Genomic DNA, 20,990 nt, shown 5'->3' on the forward strand with positions numbered 1-20,990 from the left:
TTTTATGATTTCATTAAATAAAATAGAATTATAATACTAAAATTTTGAGTCAAATACAAGAAAAAACAAACGCTTATTTAAGAAAAATTTGCTGATATAAAATATATCCCTTAAAATTGTAGTCAATTAGACTATTATGTAAAAAACAATTTTTAAGTATCATTCTCATTAAATAATTTTTTACGCTCTGTAACCGGACTATATAAAAGTTCATTACTTTTTCTTAAAAGGAAAGTAAGCTATTCCGAATAGGCTCAGCCTTATTTTTTTTAAAGATGCCCGCCTATTATAAAGCAATCAAAATGGACTATTTTTAAATTTAATTTATATGGGATAGTACATCGGGTTGTTCGTTTTTATGCTTTAGTACGTTTACAGATTTCTATATTCACCATTTTATAACTTGTCTTCTGCAAGCAGTTTTTAAGAAGACTCTCGTTTTTAGATTAAAATTTTCTAACCTATTATTTTCATGAAAATCTTTAAAATAGTAATAATTATAGCACTGTTTATTTCCTGCCGAGTACAGTCTCAATCAGGAATATTATATACTTCAGATTCGCAGTTATCAAGCAGTCTTATAAACTCTATGTATCAAGACAGTAAGGGATATATCTGGATTGCTACCGAAGATGGTTTAAATCGTTATGATGGAGCAAAGTTTGTTATCTACAAACGCAGAAAAAATACTGCCGGAACTGTTCATAATAACTACATAAAATCAATTTTTGAAGACAGAAACAAGAATTTATTTTTTGGTTTTATTGATGGGTTGCAGATCTACAATCATGCAACGGACTCTTTTACGGATGTTCCGATGACTGGTAATACTGATACAAAATTTAGTCCTCATGTCAGCTGTATGATACAGCGAAAAAATGGTGACATTTTAGTAGGATCTTCAGGCTATGGTATTTTTAAAATTGATTCTAAAAAAAAGAACCTGGCCGCAAAACATCTCGATATCCAGATTTCTACAACGATGATCCACGATCTTTATGAAGACAAGAATCAAAATTTATGGATTTTAACTCAGGACAGAGGACTTTGGAGAATTGACAGCAATAATAACTTAAAACAATTTATCCTTTTAAAAGATCATCTGACCAACATTACCAGTATTTGCGAAGATAAAAAAGGAAACTTATTTTTAGGTACGCTTAACAATGGTCTTTTTATTTACAACAGATCTGAACAGAAATTTGAATCCTTTTTAGATTCAAAATCGCTCCCTATCAAAAAATTATTTCTGATTAAAAATGATCAAATCCTTGTGGGAACAGACGGAATGGGATTGTATAATTATGATTCTGAAAAAAAGAAGCTTTCAGTAGCTAACTTTAATGTTGCCAATTTTGATTTTTCAATGTCCAAAGTGCACTCTATACTTAAAGACCGGGCAGGAAATCTTTGGATGGGACTATATCAAAAGGGAGTACTGCAGATTCCTCCAAAAGAAAATAATTTTAACTATATAGGATACCAATCCGTAAACAACAACATTATTGGTTCAAGCTGCGTGATGTCAGTGTTCCGAGATAGAAAAGGTATTTTATGGGTAGGAACTGACGGTGGCGGTCTTTATGGCATTACAGATAAGAATAAAAAAAAATACCATTACACTTTTGAAAAAAATGGTTTCAGCCGGCTGGCGATTATGTGCATTTTTGAAGACTCAAATGATGATTTATGGATTGGAACTTACCTGCATGGGCTGGCCAAACTTAACCGTAGCACGAACCAATTTGATTTTATAAATACTATATTAAGTAAAGAAAATAAACCTGTAGAAAACATTTACAGTCTGGTCGAAGATCAGAAAAAACAATTATGGATAGGTACTCTTGGATCTGGGCTGTACTGCATGGATCTCACTACACATAAAGTTACTGACTATAATTCAAAAGACAGTAAAAATACCTTAGGAAATTGGTGTGTGAACTGTCTTTTGCCTGCTAAAAACAATAAACTTTATATTGGAACTTACGACGGACTGTACTGCATGGATCTGAAAACTAAGACCTTCATTAAAAAAGGCTCGCTAAACCATACATTTCCAAAAAAAATAATTTACGACTTACATGAGGATAAACTTGGAAATTTATGGATTGGTTCATCTGAGGGACTTATTTACCTGCCTATAAAAGAGAAGCCAATTATTTATACAACCGATAATAATTTGCCCAGCAATATAATTTCTGCTATACAATCAGATAAAAGCGGCAATCTATGGATCAGCACTAACAGCGGGATATCACGTTTCAGTCCGCGAAGCAAAAAATTCTTCAATTTCAATTTTAATGACGGCATTCAGGGAAATGAGTTCAGCAAAAATGCCTCTTTTCAAGACATCAGAGGCCAGATCATTTTTGGGGGAATGAAAGGCGTAACGTATTTTGACCCTGAAATGATAAAATACAACGAAAAAAGCACAAATGTCTATATAACAGGATTTTATATTCAAAATAAATCGGTAAAGAAAGGCATGAAATCTGATCAGTTTGATATAGTGAACAGTGCGCTTATTGATGCCAAAACAGTCGATTTGGGGCATGATGACAATTCATTCAGTATTGAATTTTCTACTATGGATTTTAACAATCAGCGGCATATAACTTACTTCTACTCTTTAGAAAACAACAAATGGAATAAACTGCAGCAAGGCATAAACAATATCACATTTAACAATCTTGAACCTGGAACTTATAATTTTAAGGTAAAAGCAGAAGTCTATGGCAAATATTCGGGGATTCGCCAATTGACAATAACTGTACATCCTGCATGGTATTTTTCGATATGGGCTAAATTGTTTTATTGGGCATTCTTTTTTGGCGCAGCATATGTTACTGTACAGCAGATTAATCAAAGAAAATTAACTAAAATAAAATTACAGGAACATTTACAGAACAAGCAGGTAAACGAAGCTAAACTTCAGTTTTTAACAAACATTTCGCATGATATAAAATCTCCTATTTCATTAGTTATCAACCCTCTGCTCAAATTAATGAGTACAGATCATGATATTACAAGGCAGAAATCGTATATGGTAATGCACCGCAATTCTGAAAAAATACTACAGCTGGTCAATCAGGTAATGGATGTTCGTAAAATAGATCAGGGACAAATATCCCTGAACCTTAAGCGGACTGAAATCATAAACTCCTTACAGGAAAGCTGTCTACTGTTTGAAGAGCAGATTCAGACAAAAAATATAGAATTGGAACTCCATTACAAAAAGCCTGAGCTATATGCATGGATAGATCCAAAATATTTTGACAGGATAATTCAGAATGTGCTATCTAATGCAGTTAAATTTGTGCCTAATGAAGGAAAGATTGAAATTTTTATTGAGGGAGATTCAAAATTATATCAAGACAATAAAGAGATTTCCTGTTTTACGATAACTATTGCTGACAATGGAATAGGAATAAATGAAAACGAGCTGGCCAAAATATTTGACCGCTTTTATCAATCCAGTAACAGCAGATTGAATCATACTGAAGGTACTGGTATTGGTCTGCACTTAACAAGATCAATTGTTGAACTCCACAATGGAAGCATAACTGCTGAAAATAATATTGGAACTCCAGGATGCCGTTTTATTATACAGCTTCCAATGAGAACAGAGGATATGGAAGTAGAAAAAGAGGATGAGGATAATACTCATGAGCGAATTAACAATTTGGTCTTGTCTGCTTTACAGATACCTTCATTAGAACCTGTTGATCAGTCTTTTATTAGTACAACTAGTAAAAAAAGAATTTTAGTTGTCGATGACAATGACGAAATCAGAGAGTATTTATTTAAAGAACTAGCAGCGCATTACAAAGTTGTTACCAGTATTAATGGTAAAGAGGCTCTGGAAATAGTTTTAAAAGATTCTTTGGATCTTATTATAAGCGATGTTAAAATGCCTGTAATGGACGGTGTTACATTTTGCCGTAAAGTAAAGAAAAACATTAACATTAATCATATTCCTGTGATTCTGTTAACTGCAAATTCACACGATCATGATCAGTTAGAAGGACTCAACATTGGTGCAGATGCATATATTACCAAGCCGTTTAACATGGAGATATTAAAAAAGACGGTACTAAATCTTATCCGAACAAGAGAATTATTAAAAAATAATTACAGCGGCAATCAGGCACAGGAGGATAAAATCAAAAAAATCACAATGGAATCTTCTGACGAAAAACTAATTCAGAAAATAATGAATTTTGTCAATAAAAATCTCAGTGATCCAAATTTAAATGTAGAAATGATCGCGTCTGAAATTGGAATAAGCAGAGTACATCTGCACAGGAAATTAAAAGAATTAACGAATCAGTCATCAAGAGATCTCATACGCAACATCAGGCTGAAACAGGCGGGTGAACTATTGGCTTCCAAACAGATGAATATTTCGGAAGTGGCTTACCTTGTAGGCTTTTCAAATGTTTCTAAATTCTCAACAAGTTTCAAACAGTTCTATGGAACAGCGCCAAAAGAGTACATGGAAGAAAAACTTAAAAAAAATGGACAGACTGATAAAGTTTCAAATATTTAAAGCACAAATGTGCCGTTAAGCACTGAATTTACAGAAAATATTAATGAGAAAATGAATCAAACCACCTCTATATTACCCTGAATGTTAATGAGTTAATTTAGCAGTCTCAAAGGCTGCAAATAATTTTCAGAAGCTAAAGCAAAATGTCGCAAAGTACATAGTTTTAACTTTTTTTAAGACTAATAACCTGAGTTCGATTGTTAGGCTGACTGAAACTGCAAGATTGGATTGCGAAAATTGATGAAATTTTGCCACAGATTCACAGATAAAAAATGATTTTAAAATCTGTGAATCTGTGGCAAAATTTTTTTAGAAGCTAAAGCAAGATGCGCTGAAAGTGTATAGTTTTAAACTCTAATTGAGACCAATAAAACGCTGATTTATCGGCTTTGCAGAATAATCATTAACAACATCTTTATAGCCTCATTTATTTCCCCTTCCTCTGTTAGGGTAATATCGCAGACGGCATCGGACTTTTGTCCAAAACTCTTTCCACTTATTTCTGTTCTTCCAATCCCAAAATTATTAATCTGCAGTTTGTCATTCATAGGATCTTTTTTAGAAGCCTTTATAGCAAGTTTTACTTTTTGAATGAATAACCATGCAGTCTTTTGAGTTATTTCATATCGTTTTGCAATATGGATTGACGACACTGCTTGGTTGGTATAAGCCATTTCAAAGACTATACAGAATGCTTTTTGAATTCCAAATTTCACTCTATGAAAAAGAGTACCTGCTGTCGGACTCTCATTATACCTGCATTTAGTACATTCTCTTTTATTATGTTTTTCAAAATAAACATACTTTGTATTCTCACAGCGCTTACATTTATAGCCGTCTTTCCATTTTTCATTGGCAATAAATTCCCGGCAGCTATCGTCGTCTGGAAATATTTTTACAAAGTCTAAAACATTCTCTCCATTTAATGTAATTTCCATATTCTTACTATTTTATTGTAAACAAAAAGTCTTTTATATAATCTGAAATAAATTATTTGATGTTACTTAATTAAGTCTGAACATCATTTGCCAGCAGTCTAATCGGTTTTTCCTGTCTGATTCTCAATACAGGGAGGTATTTTTAATTCTGGTTTTAAGGGGTGCAAAACCATTTTTTACTATTTTGGAGCACATTGCTCCAGTAAGTGGGCATTTGAAAGAGTTTGCGGTCTGTCACAATATATTACAATAGCTCCTATTCGGATTTTCAGCCAAATCAGCTTGGTTTGACCAATAAAAGAAACAATAACAAAAAATTTAAATAGAATACCCCTTAAGGCCTTACTATTAAGCAAATTTTATTTTGCTTTACTAATTAAGACCTATGGGATATTCAAACCACACCTACTTAACAACTAATCGTTAGTTAAAACCACAATAAAAAACAACCAGTTTATTTTACCGAACTGCATATGACTGATTTCTTTGCATATTCTTTAAACCATTTATGAACAGGAAAAGCACAAGCCTCAGGATCACTGTTATATGCAATTCCTCCATCCAAAGATCCTTTATCAATAAGATTTTCAGGAGACAGCAGGTTCCATATAACATTTCCAGACTCATCGGCCAAAGTTTTAAAATTAGCTCCAAACCCTCTTTGTCCTGCTGTTCCGGTTACTCCGCCTTTTCCCCAGACATCATATCCTGCAGGAGCCCAATCAATTTCTGTAACAGCTATCGGGGCAAAATCAGCAACCGGTTTAATATTTTCATTCCAATTTGCCCTAAAAACCATAGGATCATTATTATCTCTGCCCCAGTATCCTGGATAGATATGTACAGCATATCCAATATTTGTCCCTTCAATTCGGTTTACGGCATATCCTTTATACTGCGACTGATATCCGGAACCAGGAATCCAAATAATATTGTTCGCTCCATTTGACCGTATCTTATTAACCATTGGCTGAAAAAACAGTTTCAAAGCATCAAAATGTGGCTGAGTATTACTGCCAAAATCCCCATTTGTACTTTTAATCGTAATGGGTTCATTGGCTAATTCGAACATGACATTTTCTGCATTTTTCAAACTGGAATGATTGGACAAGTAATCCCAGATCTTAAATAAATAATTATAATAATCGTCACCAACATCAATTTTCTGAGGACAAACACCAGGAGGACGGAGTATTACATACATTCCTCTTGACTTAGCATGCTGAATAAGCGGAATAATAACTTGATCAACAGCCAATTTAAATCGCTCAAAATTAAATTGAGAGATATCATCTTCTCCTTTTGTGGCGGCACCTGGATTATTAGACCAATACGGGTCAATATGCAGCCTGATATAATTTAAATACCAATCTTCATTCTTACTATTTGAAAGCTTGTCAATTACACCATTATTGTAATTTAAACAGCCCGTTACATTATAGTTATCCCATCTGCACTGTCCAGCGGCACATCCATTAAACCAAGGACTTGGAGTAATGGCAACTCCATGCAGTGAAACTTTATTACCGCATGGATCTTTCAAAAACCTGCCATCTACCTTAAGCTGCGGAGTTTTTTGAGGCCACGATACCGCAGCCTCAATTGAAGATGTATCCTTTACAGGAACATCATCCTTTCCGCAACTTAAAAATACAAGCAAAATTATTCCTGTAAATAATAAATTGAATTTCATAATTTATTACTTTGCTCCTTTAAGTCCCTCAGCAAAACCTGCATAAGAAAATTTACGTGTGTACTTAAGATCCCACAAACCTTGATGCTGGTCTGGCAGCCATGAAGAATCAGATTTACTGTCTATTAATCCCCAAACAGTAATTCCGTATCTCTGGCTTACCGGAATATATTTTGCATACATATCCACCACGTATTTATACATATCAGCTTGTTTTCTAAGGTCAAATTCTGTTGGATTAAGGCCTGCAGCAACATCTAGTTCTGAAACCTTTATAAGTTTACCCGTAGCTGCCAGCAATTGGAACATTGTTTCAATTTTGGCTTTATCAGAATTGATTGTAATATGCATCTGAGTACCTATACCATCAACCTTTTGTCCTTTACTTTCAATATAACTAACATATTGGATAAGACCTTTACATTTATCAGTACTATACTCAAGGTTGTAGTCATTGACGAATAATTTATCCGTTGCATTACCGCTTTTTCTAGCAAGTCTAAACGCTTCAACTGCATAATCTTTCCCTAGATAATCCTGCCAGTAGAATTCATCAGCAGCCATATTTGCTTTACCTGCACCAGTTTTTAATTCATACGGTTTTCCATCATCCATTGGCTCATTAACAACATCCCATGCGGTTACATACGAAGCACAATTTTTAACCATCCCTGTTATCCATTTATCCAGTGCATCACCAATAATAGCTTTCTTCTGCTCTGGAGTTTTATCTTTTGTCTGAACACTTCCAGTTGCGCTATACTTTTCTATTTTAAGATTATCATAATAAAAACTAGTGGCCGTTTTTCCAAGATTAAAAGCAATTGTATTACAAGTTTCCATCTCCTTAGTAACCGTAATCTCTTTAATATAAGTTGTCCATGTGGCAGTATATGAAAGATTACCAAAGAAATCCCAATGCTTATAACCCCCTACATTTAATTGTGCCTGTGTAGGAGATGATGCTGGAGCATCAGCGCGAATATCCATAGTAAGTCTGTATTTTTCGCCTATTTGTACCCCTGGAGAAAACTTAACGTAAAACTGTGCATCCCATTCATTAGCACGCACGCTGGCATTTGTTAATTTAAGTGCTCTGCCTGTTCCATTAGCGCCTTGACCTGCAGCTGTAAACGATGTTATTACATTATTATTGACCTGATAATTGGATGCATCAGCAGTCTCAAAATCATTTGCAGTGATCAGGTTCCAGCCTGGCCCTGTTGATGATAGAATATCTGGAGCAATCAGGCTTTTGAGATATGCCGCATTTTGATTCGCATGCCAGCAGAGTGTATGACCAAAAACTGTAACATTAGCCTCTTTGGCTGTTTTTAGCAATTTATTGACATTGTCAAGAGCAAGACTCCCATCTGCCTGCACTATTGCGCCATGTTTCATTTCATAGCCCAAAGTAATCTCATCAAAATTCGTGTTAACTAATCTATACATCAAGCTTTTACTTGTGTAATCATTCAATGAAATACCAGCACCTAATTTAAAATTAGGATTAGCCGTTCTATTTACGTAGCTTTTTAAATCAGAATAGACATCAATCGCTTCCTGATTGGCAATGCTCGTAGGTTTTTCATAATCGTACTTTAAAACATTATCGTTTGTACAGGATGCAGCCGTCATCAAAACTGAAGACAATAGCAGTACTTTGTATAATTTATTCATCTTCTTTAAATTTTTAATTTTTAATAAAATTTTCAATTATACCATTTAGAAATATAAAATAGTTTTTTATTAACCTCCTCCACCCCCTCTCCATAGTAGAAGAGGGAAATAGGATCGGATTATTTTATATTCCTTCTAAATGGCTTTATTTCTTAACTGGACTATAGACAGCTGCAGTTACTCCTCTATCACGCAGTACCAATGTATCTTTTGTAGTTACATTAAAATCCTGGAAATTAACTTTATAATCAAGATAAAGAGCATCTCTGTCTTTACTTCCCCAACTGTTTTTCTCTCCTTTTTTCACAAACTTGCCTGTACCGCTTGCTGTAAATAATGCACTGCTTCCGGAGACTGTACATTTATTTTCGTTATCAAATGTAAGTGTCAGATTAAAGTTGATATTAACTCCAGATGCATCTTTGACAGTAACTGGAAAATCAATTGTACTTAATGATTTGGTATTAATTTTAGAAACTTGATCAGTTTCTACGTAGGCAGTATGTCTGACAACTGTTTTATTAAGAGCCGTATTTCCATTATTTCCAAGAATAACGTCTTTACCTCTTCTCAAATAATTGCCGTCCCAAGGATTTACATACTTTACAGCATATAAAATAAAGTCCTTGGGCTGACTGCTCCAGTCTGTACTTAATACTTTTGATGGATTAGACACTAAAGCCTTTCCTGAAAGAATAGTATCAGCATTCACTACTTTTTTCATTTCAAGAGGAATAACATAGGTCTTTTTTACAGATAAAGGATCTGCAAAAAAAGCATCAGACAATTGTACCTCAACACCTCCGGTAATCTGGCCTTTTGGGATAACAATCTGATTACTCGCAAGTGTATAGTAATTGCTTGGCATAGCAATAATTTCACTATCGCCAGCATTAAACAAGAAACCGGCTGGTAACGAATTTGCAACAGCAATATCAATGGTTACATCTTTATCATTACTGTAAACTCCGCCTAAAGTTCCCATTATTTTGCACTTGTGCTGATTATCTAAAGTGGTATCAAATATGTCTTCTCCTAATGTTATCGTTCTGACAGGGTACTGATAAGCAAAATAAACCGACTGATGGTCAAAATTATCAAACTCTGCATCTTGATTAGTACATGAAACCATAGTGACAAGTACAGCTGCTAGCATTAAAAATATTTTGTTTTTCATTTTTCTTTAATTATTAAATTTCCTAATACATTAAGTAGAATCTTAATGTTCTACCATCCCTTGTTTTGCAGTAAAGCATTAAACTTAAGAGCTTCTGAATATGGAATTGGCCCAAATTTCATATAGTCTTTATAAAGTCTGCTTTCAACAGTAATTTTTTGATGGACTCCTCCTTGGATTTTATCACCATCTGCAGAAATATTTAAATTTGAATTCCATCTGCGCAAATCCCAAAATCTGAATCCTTCAAAACATAATTCCAAACGTCTCTCATTTCTGATTAAGCTGCGCATTTCCGTTTTATCAGCTTTAATCGATTCCAAGTAAGGATCAGGCTGAACAATTCCAGCTCTTTTTCTTAACGCTTTAACAACATCATAGGCAGAGAATCCTATAGTTCCCGTTGCGGTTGGTCCCCATGCTTCATTTGCAGCTTCTGCATAAATAAGATACAGTTCAGTATATCTCATACGTGGTTTATAATGTCTCTGATTATTGATTGAAGTTGGATTTAAATTCACATCTTGTCTCAATAATTTTCTCATATAATAACCTGTACGGGTAGATGTACCAACCTTGTTTAATGCATCATTTGTAGTACCGTCACTAGCTGTAGTAATTACAGAATTACTCACACCCGCAGTTGACTGGTTTACTAAAATGAATTTTTTCAAACGGGGATCACGATTGTCATAAGGCTTTGTAGCATCATAATTACTGCCGGCAGCAGAAATAGGATAACCGTTTGCCATTGGGAAAGCATCAACTAAATTCTGTGTTGGATTGACACGTCCTTTTCCAAAAAGAGTTGGAGGAAAATTATCGCTTTCTAAATTATTACTATCACCAATATCACCTCTCCAAAGAATTTCTGGCGGATTAACTCCAGCTCCCATAGCTTTTAACTCATCAGCATCACTGAACCAATTCAATCCATTAGAAGCTATTCCGGCAACTCCGCCGTTCAGGTTTAATAATGCACCGGCATATTTAGCCGCATCATCCCAAGTGGTTGTATTTCTTGCGCTGAAAGCTGGACTAGCAGCCAATAAAGCAGCTTGAGCTCTTACCACTTGTGCAATTCTTGAAGACATTCTTTGTCTCGCATATTGTCCAAAAACACGGTTGTAGTCACTTAAATTATCGTAACCTGGAGGCAGTGTACTTGCATCTTCAAAATCTAACGGCAGTAATTCAGTAGCTTTTTTTACATCACTATACAATTGTTTCATACAGTCTTCAAAAGAAGAACGTGCCACATTGAAGTTGGAACTTGCAGTTTCAGGTGCCAACAGCACCGGAACTCCCAATAGCTGATCATTAGTTGCTGTACCAGCATGAGCCTGCAGTAAATAATACATGTATAAAGCTCTTAATCCATAAGCTTCTCCCATCAGACGGTCTCTAAACAAAAGACTTACTTTTTCATCTTTTGCCCATTGTACTTTACCAGCTTCAGAAAGAAAAATATTCAGATACTGAATGGCAGCTCTCGAATTGGTCCATTGATCTAATGGGTTAAAGTTTGAAGTCCATTGACCTGTCGCTACCTTATGGTAATTGTTTGCTATATCATTTGATACAGCATCATCTGTTGCCACATCATTAAATGACCAGCTGTTTCCAGGAAGTCTTGTATAAGCATTTAGTAGAATTCCTTGCGCATATTCAGCTTCTGCATACATATCTTCAAGCCCTCTATTGTTTTCTATTGCCGGATCAATCAAATCATCACAGCTGCAAAAAACAAACAGAACGGATATAAAAATTAATATTCTTATTTTCATAATAATTAAATTAAGTGTGTGTTTAAATTTAAAATAATGCTTTAACACCCAGATTATAATATCTGGTTTGTGGTGCTCCTCCGATGCTTAATTCCATAATATCTCTGTTTTGAGATATAGTTAACAGATTAGATCCAAGTGCATAAACACTAAGCTCATTAAAAAAAGTTTTTTGAAGTGCCTTTTTTGGAAAGTCATAAGTAAGCTGTACTTTAGAAAGATTTACCCTGTTGGTACTATACATCCAGAAATCTGAAGAGCGGAAATTATTATCACTGCTCAATGAAGATAACCTTGGATAGACTGCAGTTTCTTTAGTTTCTTCTGTCCAGCTGTCTCTTACGTTAATAGAATATTTGTCTTCACCATCCATTTGAAAATAGGTGTTGTTTTTCATCGCATAAGCACCTGTTTGTCCTGTGAAAATTGTGAAAAATGTGAAATTATTCCATTTAGCCGTAAAATTAATACCAAATGTAAATGGAGCTCCATACCAGCCTGCTTTACCTAAATAGACTTCGTCTTTATTGTCAATAATACCATCGCCATTCTGATCTATGTATTTAATATCTCCTGGTTTAACTTGTCCAAAAGTCTGTGATGGTGAATTAGTAATATCAAGTGCATCCGTAAAAAAACCATCGCTTTTAAGGCCCCAAAGTGCATCTAAAGGTCTGCCCTGTCTGTTTTGATAACTGTCATCGTATAATTCTGCTCTCTTAGTAGCTTCTGTATCTACATAAGTACCTGTTAATCCAAGTGCTAAATCAACATTCCCCACTTTTTTATTGAATCTTACATCAAAATCAAACCCAATACGCTTATCATCATTATAATTAATATAAGGCAGGAATGAAGTGTTAGGGAAGTTCGTAACAAAATAATTTGGATATAAACTTGAAGCCTGAATAACATTTCCATTAATTTCATTAACAAAAAAGTTAGTATTTAAGGTTATAAAGTTCTTAAAGAAGGCTCCTTCTAATCCAGCACTCAGCTCATTTCTCTTTGCAAAACCTAAATCTAAATTTTCACCTCTTCTAACATCAGTACTTCTGTTAAGAGCACCGTCTCTCCAGCTGAACCACTGTCCGTCTGTCTGGCTATATATACTTTCATATAAGTAATAATTTGAAACATCTAAATCTGTATTTAAAATACCTCCTGAAACATTCAATTTTAAATTATTAACAGCAGTCACGTCCTTCATAAAATCTTCTTCAGATAATTTCCATCCTAAAGACATCGTAGGAGAAAATCCTTCACGATTACCTTCAGCAAATTTGGCTGAATGAACATATGCCCCATTAAATTCTGCATAATATTTCTGATCGAAATTGTACGATAAATTCAAACCTAAATTAGCATTGCTTGTTTTATGATAAACAGCAGAAAGACTCTGCTGATATCCTGAACCAATAAGCATTGCTGATAAATTATGCTGCTCATTAATTTTTTTCAAATAATTAAACTGCCCGGAAAAAGCAACTGTTTGAGAAAGAGAGCTCCCGCTGATGTTTTCAATACCAGTTTTTGAATCCTTCCCGTACTTTGTTAAGGAAGTAATCTGATCTATACCTGCATAGTTATTCCAAGATGCTTCATAAGTCGCATATGTGTTATTATAGGACTGGCTGTACGAATTAGAATAATCTACTGCAAAATCAGTATGAAATGTCAGCCCATTGATAACATCACCTAACTCAACATTAACCCCTGTATTGAACTGAAACTGACGGCTTGTAAAGGTAGTGTGGCCTCCAGCATAAATAGCTGCAAAAGGGTTAGTAGGATTAAGCTGCGTACCGCCTAATAAATACTGTCCATCAACTATATAGTTACTGTTTTTTACAAGAGTCATTGATGCATCATCACTTGATTCAATCATGCTGATTGGTACTAATGGACTAAATAAATAAGGTCTCAGAGTAGCTGCACTGCTCCAGTAGTTTGTATTTACTCCTCTGGAATTGCTGTATATCGCATTTGCCCCGATTGTTGCTGAAATGCGGTTATTAATTTGAATATCTACATTTCCTCTTACATTGAATCTATTATTGTTATTATTTGCAGCCTCTCCAAAACTTTGTAAAGGATCCTGCTGAGACGAAAAATTAGCAACAGTATAGTATCGTGCTGATTTATTTCCTCCTGTTATCTCAATATTTGCATCATAATTAAAATAAAACTCCTTAACGTATTTTGGTGAATAGTAATTAACATCAGCATATCTATATGGATTTTTACCAGATGCATAATTATAAATGGTTTCATCAGTATATGTTGGATCCAAACCATCATTAACACGGGCTTGGTTATAATAATGCATATATTCGGCAGAACCTAAATATTTTGGTAGGCTCTTTGGTACAAATACTCCGTTATCAAATCTGGTTGTAATCTGCTGTTTTTGTACTTTCCCTTTTTTCGTTGTAATATAAATCGCCCCTTTTGCAGCGCGGCTTCCATAAAGTGCGGCCGCTGAAACCCCTTTTAGAAAAGTGATTTGCTCAACTTCTGTAGACAATACTGTATTAATATCACGGGGAACTCCATCTACTAACACCAGAATGCCGTTCATTCCCCAGAGATTACCATTAAGTCCTCCAATTAAAGCCTGGACTCCATCTAAACTATAAGTTGTATAGTTTTTTTCTAAAATTTCAGGCAGATTTACAAAAGAAACACCTCCCATTAAATCCTTGCTTTCTTCTTTCTTAAAAGCAACCTGAACTAAATTTGAATTCTCTTTGTTTAAATTTATGTCACTTACAGCAGTTGTTGCTTTTAGTACAAGTGCAGTATAGCCAGCAGCGCTAAACTCAATATCTGTATCAGCTGTTACGGTTATTGAGTAGCTCCCGTTCTTATCGGTAGCTGCTTTAACATTATCTTTTTTACTGACAACAGCTGCATTCACAAGTGGTTTTCCTCCTGCTCCGATAACAATTCCAGCTAAATTTATTTTTTGGTCAATTTGAGCGAAAATCTTGGCAGGTAAGAAAGCAAATAGCACAAAACATAACACTATTTTAAGTTGTATATATCTCATTATTCTATAATTTTATTTTTAAATTTTTTAAAATAATCATTTTAATTACCATCCAGGATTTTGTGAAAATTCTAAATACATATTTACATCTGCATTTTTTAACGGAAGCCAATAATGCTTTTCGCTAAAGTTTCTCACCAAAATCACTTCCTCACGAATATTTATAACTCTATTTTCGCTTGGCTTTGCTGCATCAAATGGAGCAGCACGGTCAAATTCAATAGATTTTTTAATTGTATAAGGACTCTGAATCAATAATAACCAGCGGCGCAGATCATTAAAGCGGTGTCCTTCAAAACTCAGCTCCACAGCACGTTCACGTCTAACCTCGTTCATAAATAAATCTAATGAACCTAGGTAATCTGCTGCAACGTGTCCAACGCCCGCTCTGTCACGAATTACATTTATAGCATCTACAGCAGTTCCTGTATATTTTGGATCTTTTCCTGTAACTGAGCCATAACCCTGCGCTGCAGCTTCAGCATACATAATGTAGATATCAGACAGACGCATCCAGGGAAGGTGGATATTTAAGTTATTACCGTATCCAAATCCATCATCAAACTTATTTGCACTTCTGGGAATAAACTTATACAGCAGATAACCAGTTCTGCTTCCTGTGCTTATATTTCGGTAGCTGCCGTTTGTATAAAGGTTTGCATAACGGTTGCTTTCTTCAGCAGCTGGAATAGAACCTGTAACGCATTTTACACCATCATATACAATGTCATTGTAAAAACGCGGATCACGGCCTTTCCAAGGATATCTTGGATCATATCCTGAATCTGCATCAGCTTTAGTTATATCTTTAATAGGTTTTCCATTCGCCATTCCATAATTATCAACATAATTAGCTGTAGGAAGGAATTTTACATCCCCGTCACATATCTGAGGTGCTGGCTGATACTGCTTAGAAGTACCCCAGTTAGATCCGTTTGCTCCCCAGTACGGACCTCTAAAAATAGCTTCAGTACCGCCTGGCATTTTCCAGTTACTTCCGGTTGTATAAAAATTATCGCTGTATTTTGCAAACGGCATTAATTTATATTGTGAAGTACCGCTTTCAGTAATAGTTAATAATTCTGCAAAAGCTGCAGCCGCCTTTTTACAATATTCTGCATTATAAGCAGCATTCCCTGTAGATACTTTATTCATCAACGGACTTCCCGCCCATAAATAATTTTTACCTAAATAGCCAAGAGCCATTATTTTATTGATACGAAGCTCATTCTTTCCTAATGTTCTTTTTCCAATAACTGTATTATCCCAATTAACAGGAAGCAAGTCAGCAGCAGCTCTGAAATCGGCAGCAGCTTTGTCAGCACACGCTTGGTAGCTAAGTCTTGGCAGTTTAAGCGGCTGATCACTAGGAAGTACTTCGTCAATATAAGGAAGACCTCCAAAATACTGCATAAACTCGAAATGAAACCATCCTCTAAAAAACAGTAACTGTCCTTTGATTAAATCCTTTTCTTCTTGGGTATATTCAGTCATTTTATCAATATTGGCAAGACCAATATTGGCTTTACGGATGCCTGCCCAGCCTAATGTCCACAAATCCTTATGCATACGGTCATTATCTGTGCTGACAGTATTTCTGTTTATCCAGCCAGCCTGCCATCCGTCATATTCTCTTTGCCAGCCCCAAAAATCTCCTTTATCGATTTTACATATAAAGTGGAAATCACGGGCTGTAGACTGAATTTCATCTTCTCCCCAATTCCATGAATTTGTCCAATATCCATTGGTAAAATCAGGAATGCTTTGGTACAATTCTTCAGTAAATCCTTGAAAATTTTCAAAATTTTTGAAAGCCTCTTCAGGAGATATATCTGAATCAGGAGATTTTTCAAGATACTCATTACAGGATCCTGAAAGTAAAAGCAAACTTATAATTAAGCTGTACTTTGATAGTATTTTAATATAATTCTTCATAGTTGTAATTTTAGAATATAATGTTAGCTCCTAAATTGAACCTTTTTACAGTTGGATAAGCACCTTGTGATGCCCAGCCGGTTCCTGCATAATTTGCTTCTCTGTCATCGGGCATATTAGACCATAAAAACAAATTATTTCCATTTAAATAAAATCGTATGCTTTGAAGTCCAGACGATTTAATCCAATTTGTTTTTCCGTCGAAAGTGTAAGCGATTTCAGCATTTTTCAAACGAAGGTAAGATCCGTCATACATGTATCTGCTCCCGTTGTTATACTCACTAGCGGTAGCCAGCCAGCGCGGAACAGGCTGAACTGCATCTGTGTTATCTTTTGACCAGTAGGATCCTTGATCGTACACAACATGATTTTGGCCTGATAAACTGGTAAGAACAACTTGTCTGGTAACATTATTTACACCATAAAACTGCACAAAGGCACTGAAACCTTTCCAGTTAACACCAACTGTATTGTTATAAGTATTTTGCGGTGTTCCTGTATAGCCGAAAGGAATATTATCTTTAGAATCAATAACACCGTCTCCATTATAATCTAGGATATTAAAATTCCCTGGAAGTTTTGCCGCATCATTTGTACTGTGAATTGTACTAGCATATAACTCATCCCAAGTATTGTAGTAACCTTGGCTTACATACGAATGAGCCTGACCAATAGAATATCCTTCGCTTTTTTGGTAATTAGGCAGTAATCCAGGATTATCTGCACTTATTATTTTATTTTTTGTGTGAGTGAAATTAGTGGTCCACCATAAATTCAAACCATTCCCAAAAGTACGATTGAACTTTAATTCTAATTCATAACCTTTATTTTGAACTCGACCTAAATTTGCAACCGGTGCGACAGCTCCATAATAAGAAGGGATTGCCCTGCTGCCTCCTGCTAATAAAATATCAGTTCGGTCTTCTTTATAATAATCAAACGTACCAGTAACAAATCCTTTAAAGAAAGAAAAATCAGCACCTATATCACTTTTCTTTGCTTTTTCCCAGTGCACATCTTCATTACCAACAGTTGCCTGCTTATACCAAGTATAAGGACTTGCCTCTGCTGACTCACCGGTTGTTCCTAAAACAGAATTACCGCCATATGCCCATTGGGATTGATAAAGCCATCTGCCATTAATATTATCATCACCGATCTCTCCATAAGTGGCTCTAATCTTTAATAGATCAAGAAACGAATCAGTACTCTTCATAAAATTTTCTTTCGAAATAATCCAGCTTAGACCGCCAGAAGAGAAAAATGCAAAACGATTATTCTCGTTGAACTTTTCAGATCCATTGTAAGCTCCATTATATTCAATAAAATATTTATCGGCATAATTATAAGTAGTACGGAATACCCAGTCCTCTCTATAATGAGGAATCTCGCTTCCCGACGCATACTGATCCCTGCTAAAAAGCCCCAAAGCGGTTATATGATGATTATCAGCAATCTTTGCCTGATAATTTAACTGTAATTGATAAAAAAGTTTACGATAAGTATTCCAATCTCTCACTGAACCTCCAGTGGTACTCCATTTAACGCCTTCTTGAAAATCAAACCTGTTATTAGAATCATAAGCTTTTTTGAAAAGTACTACGCCGGTAACTGGATCTATATACTTTTCCTGTGCATCATTATACAAATCACTTATTCCTCTGTCTCCTTCTACAAATGAATTATCTAGGGCGACCATTCCTTTAAAACTTAACCCTTTTACCCATTTGTCAAAACTTTGTTCGAGTGTAAAATCTGTGTTTAATCTTGTTGTAGTCACATATTGAACACCGCTTCTCGCTAGATTCGCTACAGAATTTGATGCTTTTCCTTGATTTGGAGCATAATACCCCCAAGAACCATCCTCATAATATGGCAGGAAAACATCTGGAGCTGTTGAATATGCAGCATCCCACATGGTATATTCGCCTCCTGATGCACCCCAAGGACTTTTCTTGATACCGCGGGAACCAGCAAGACCAACTTTAAACACTGTACTAGAAGTAATTTGAAAATCTAAATTACTTCTAACATTCAGACGGTTATAACCATATCCGGGATCATACCCCCTATTATTATTATATTTTTTAAACATATCGCCTTCTCTTAAAAAATCTGCTGATGCGAAATATTTAACAGATTTAGTACCGCCGCTTACATTTAAACTTGCATTATAAGACATCGCATAGTCCTTAAATAAAGCATCCTGCCAGTCTACATTAGGATAGCGCTCAGATTCTGCTACATTTGCTGGATATCTATACTTATTAATAATAGCCTGAGGAACGTAATCAGCCCAGCTTGATGGACTCAATGCCAGCTCGTTTTCGATGACACTGTTTTTAACCATTAACCCGTCATAAGAATCCAGCTTAGCAGGTAATTTAGAAAGAGTTTTCACGGTCGTATTAAAAGTAGTTCTTATTAATGCTTTACCAGACTGGCCTCTCTTGGTAGTAATAAGTATTACTCCATTTGCACCTCTAACCCCATAAACCGCAGTCGCTGATGCATCTTTTAATACCGAAACAGATTCTACCGAAGTAATCTCAACACTATTAATTGGACGTTCTACACCGTCAACAAGAATAAGAGGCTGTGCATTATTCCAGGTACTTGCACCACGTATAAAAAGCTGAGGATCTTCCTCTCCTGGCATACCTGAACTGGCTGATGTTATCAAACCCGGCACATTACCTGTCAATGCAGCACCAATACTTTGAACACCGCCGGCACGTTCCAGAACTTTTCCGGAAACTTGGGTAATTGCTGCTACTAAACTTGCTTTTTTCTGTTTTCCATACCCTACTACAATAACCTCATCTAAGGAAGTTTTCTCAGGTGTCAGTACCACATTGATTTCTTTATTATTCTCAACTGATCTTTCAACCGTTTTAAATCCTACAAAACTGAATACCAAAACAGCATCAGACGGCACATTAATGGTATATCTTCCATCGAAATCTGTGGAAACACTCAAATTTTTTTCGCCTTTTACTGAAACTGTAGTCCCTGGAACACCTTTGCCGTCTTCTGACGACGTTACCTTTCCTGTAACTGTAATTTGCTGCTTAATGTTACTGTTTACAACATATCTTGAACCAGAGAAGTCCTTCTCTGCAGCTGATAATTGGGTGATAAACAAAAACTGAAACAAAACTCCTAAAGGCAGATACATAGCTCCGTTTAGAATTTTAGATAATTTTATTTTCATGTTATTTAAATATTTTTGAACTTGATCCATACTTTATACTGTTATCAATACTGCTGATAAACAGATACAGACTTGATTAAATTAATTTTATATTTTTAGCCGGAAATTGATAATATTCTTATTTTAATTCAGGCTGTTATTTATAATCCCATATTCAAATTATCAATGCTTAAGCGAGATCATTTGGATTTGTGGATTATAAATGGTCTTGACAAAGCTCTCTGCATCCAGACTCAAGCTGCTACTCAAAAATTTTTTGAATCGTTTTTGTGTTTTACTGTTTTTACATTCCTCATAAGGTTTGAGGATTAAAGGCTGGCAAAAAAAAGCAGACCTTAAAAAAGTTTTTCGAAAAAATAAAATTTTGGTCATAATGGTTAATAAATTCTTGGTTGTTTGTTTGGTTGTTTTTTTCATTAAATGCAATTTGTTTACTAATGTTTTTATCAAAAATCAAATATTTAAAACTGCTGCCTATTTCTGTCTTGGAGACCAATGCTGTTTCTCATTTAAAAAATATTGCTTTAATAAATTTTGAAAAGAAACAGAAACACCAAATCATGTGATACGAACAATTTCAGGTTTTAAGAACATAATTATTGATATTAAAAATAAAACCTGTTTTTTTTTTATAATCAATAAAAAATTAGATGATTCAAAAGTATTTATTAAAAACAGAGGCAGACTATTCGTTTGTTACAGATACTTTACACTACGTTACATATGAAAATAAAATGTAACAAACTGCAGAAAACTGTCCCGCATTAATGAGTTTTACAAGACTAAGCTTATGTTTTATAAATAAGAGGAGAGAAAGACAGATTGCGGTTATTTCTTAAAGAAGCTGTCTAATTTATAAAGACAATATCATTTCAAATTGACAGATGAATCAAAATATACCTTCTTTATTTGAAAATACTATTTTCCAAATAATTTTTCGTTTTGATAAAACCAAAATCTATTCC

At 34.9% G+C, this 20,990-nt stretch carries 9 protein-coding genes; 1 reads left to right on the forward strand and 8 read right to left on the reverse strand.

Features of this window, described 5'->3' with window-relative positions:
• Window positions 1-472: 472 nt before the first annotated feature.
• Window positions 473-4,549, forward strand: a complete 4,077-nt coding sequence (locus tag OZP07_RS14725; protein WP_281635687.1) for a hybrid sensor histidine kinase/response regulator transcription factor — start codon at window positions 473-475, stop codon at window positions 4,547-4,549.
• Between the two features lie 380 nt (window positions 4,550-4,929).
• Here the strand turns inward: OZP07_RS14725 and OZP07_RS14730 are convergent, their stop codons facing one another.
• From OZP07_RS14730 to OZP07_RS14765, 8 genes are all read right to left on the reverse strand, one after another.
• Complete coding sequence (locus OZP07_RS14730; RefSeq protein ID WP_194640273.1) at window positions 4,930-5,487, reverse strand: transposase; 558 nt, start codon at window positions 5,485-5,487, stop codon at window positions 4,930-4,932.
• A gap of 454 nt (window positions 5,488-5,941) precedes the next feature.
• Window positions 5,942-7,180: a cellulase family glycosylhydrolase gene (locus OZP07_RS14735; RefSeq protein WP_281635688.1), complete on the reverse strand. Its 1,239-nt coding sequence runs from the start codon at window positions 7,178-7,180 to the stop codon at window positions 5,942-5,944.
• 6 nt (window positions 7,181-7,186) lie between these two features.
• Window positions 7,187-8,860, reverse strand: a complete 1,674-nt coding sequence (locus OZP07_RS14740) for an endo-1,4-beta-xylanase (protein ID WP_281635689.1) — start codon at window positions 8,858-8,860, stop codon at window positions 7,187-7,189.
• 145 nt (window positions 8,861-9,005) lie between these two features.
• A complete protein-coding gene (locus tag OZP07_RS14745; protein WP_281635690.1) occupies window positions 9,006-10,037 on the reverse strand; it encodes a DUF5627 domain-containing protein in 1,032 nt (343 codons plus the stop codon).
• A 50-nt stretch (window positions 10,038-10,087) separates the two neighbouring features.
• Entirely contained in the window at window positions 10,088-11,824 is a 1,737-nt protein-coding gene (locus tag OZP07_RS14750) for a RagB/SusD family nutrient uptake outer membrane protein (RefSeq protein WP_281635691.1), read from the reverse strand.
• A gap of 28 nt (window positions 11,825-11,852) precedes the next feature.
• Window positions 11,853-14,876 carry a SusC/RagA family TonB-linked outer membrane protein gene (locus OZP07_RS14755; RefSeq protein WP_281635692.1) on the reverse strand — a complete coding sequence of 1,008 codons (3,024 nt, stop codon included), beginning with the start codon at window positions 14,874-14,876 and terminating at the stop codon, window positions 11,853-11,855.
• Window positions 14,877-14,921: 45 nt separating this feature from the next.
• Window positions 14,922-16,811, reverse strand: coding sequence for a RagB/SusD family nutrient uptake outer membrane protein (locus tag OZP07_RS14760; protein WP_281635693.1), 1,890 nt, complete (start codon window positions 16,809-16,811; stop codon window positions 14,922-14,924).
• 10 nt (window positions 16,812-16,821) lie between these two features.
• Window positions 16,822-20,025 (reverse strand): SusC/RagA family TonB-linked outer membrane protein, encoded by a 3,204-nt coding sequence (locus OZP07_RS14765; RefSeq protein ID WP_281635694.1) that lies wholly within the window; start codon window positions 20,023-20,025, stop codon window positions 16,822-16,824.
• Window positions 20,026-20,990: the final 965 nt, after the last annotated feature.

The sequence above is a fragment of the Flavobacterium marginilacus genome, assembly GCF_026870155.1.
Lineage (GTDB): Bacteria > Bacteroidota > Bacteroidia > Flavobacteriales > Flavobacteriaceae > Flavobacterium > Flavobacterium marginilacus.

Coding starts and splice junctions, on each gene's coding strand:
- OZP07_RS14725 (WP_281635687.1), top strand. CDS start 473: ATGAAAATCTTTAAAATAGTAATAATTATAGCACTGTTTATTTCCTGC.
- OZP07_RS14765 (WP_281635694.1), bottom strand. CDS start 20,025: ATGAAAATAAAATTATCTAAAATTCTAAACGGAGCTATGTATCTGCCT.
- OZP07_RS14735 (WP_281635688.1), bottom strand. CDS start 7,180: ATGAAATTCAATTTATTATTTACAGGAATAATTTTGCTTGTATTTTTA.
- OZP07_RS14755 (WP_281635692.1), bottom strand. CDS start 14,876: ATGAGATATATACAACTTAAAATAGTGTTATGTTTTGTGCTATTTGCT.
- OZP07_RS14730 (WP_194640273.1), bottom strand. CDS start 5,487: ATGGAAATTACATTAAATGGAGAGAATGTTTTAGACTTTGTAAAAATA.
- OZP07_RS14760 (WP_281635693.1), bottom strand. CDS start 16,811: ATGAAGAATTATATTAAAATACTATCAAAGTACAGCTTAATTATAAGT.
- OZP07_RS14740 (WP_281635689.1), bottom strand. CDS start 8,860: ATGAATAAATTATACAAAGTACTGCTATTGTCTTCAGTTTTGATGACG.
- OZP07_RS14750 (WP_281635691.1), bottom strand. CDS start 11,824: ATGAAAATAAGAATATTAATTTTTATATCCGTTCTGTTTGTTTTTTGC.
- OZP07_RS14745 (WP_281635690.1), bottom strand. CDS start 10,037: ATGAAAAACAAAATATTTTTAATGCTAGCAGCTGTACTTGTCACTATG.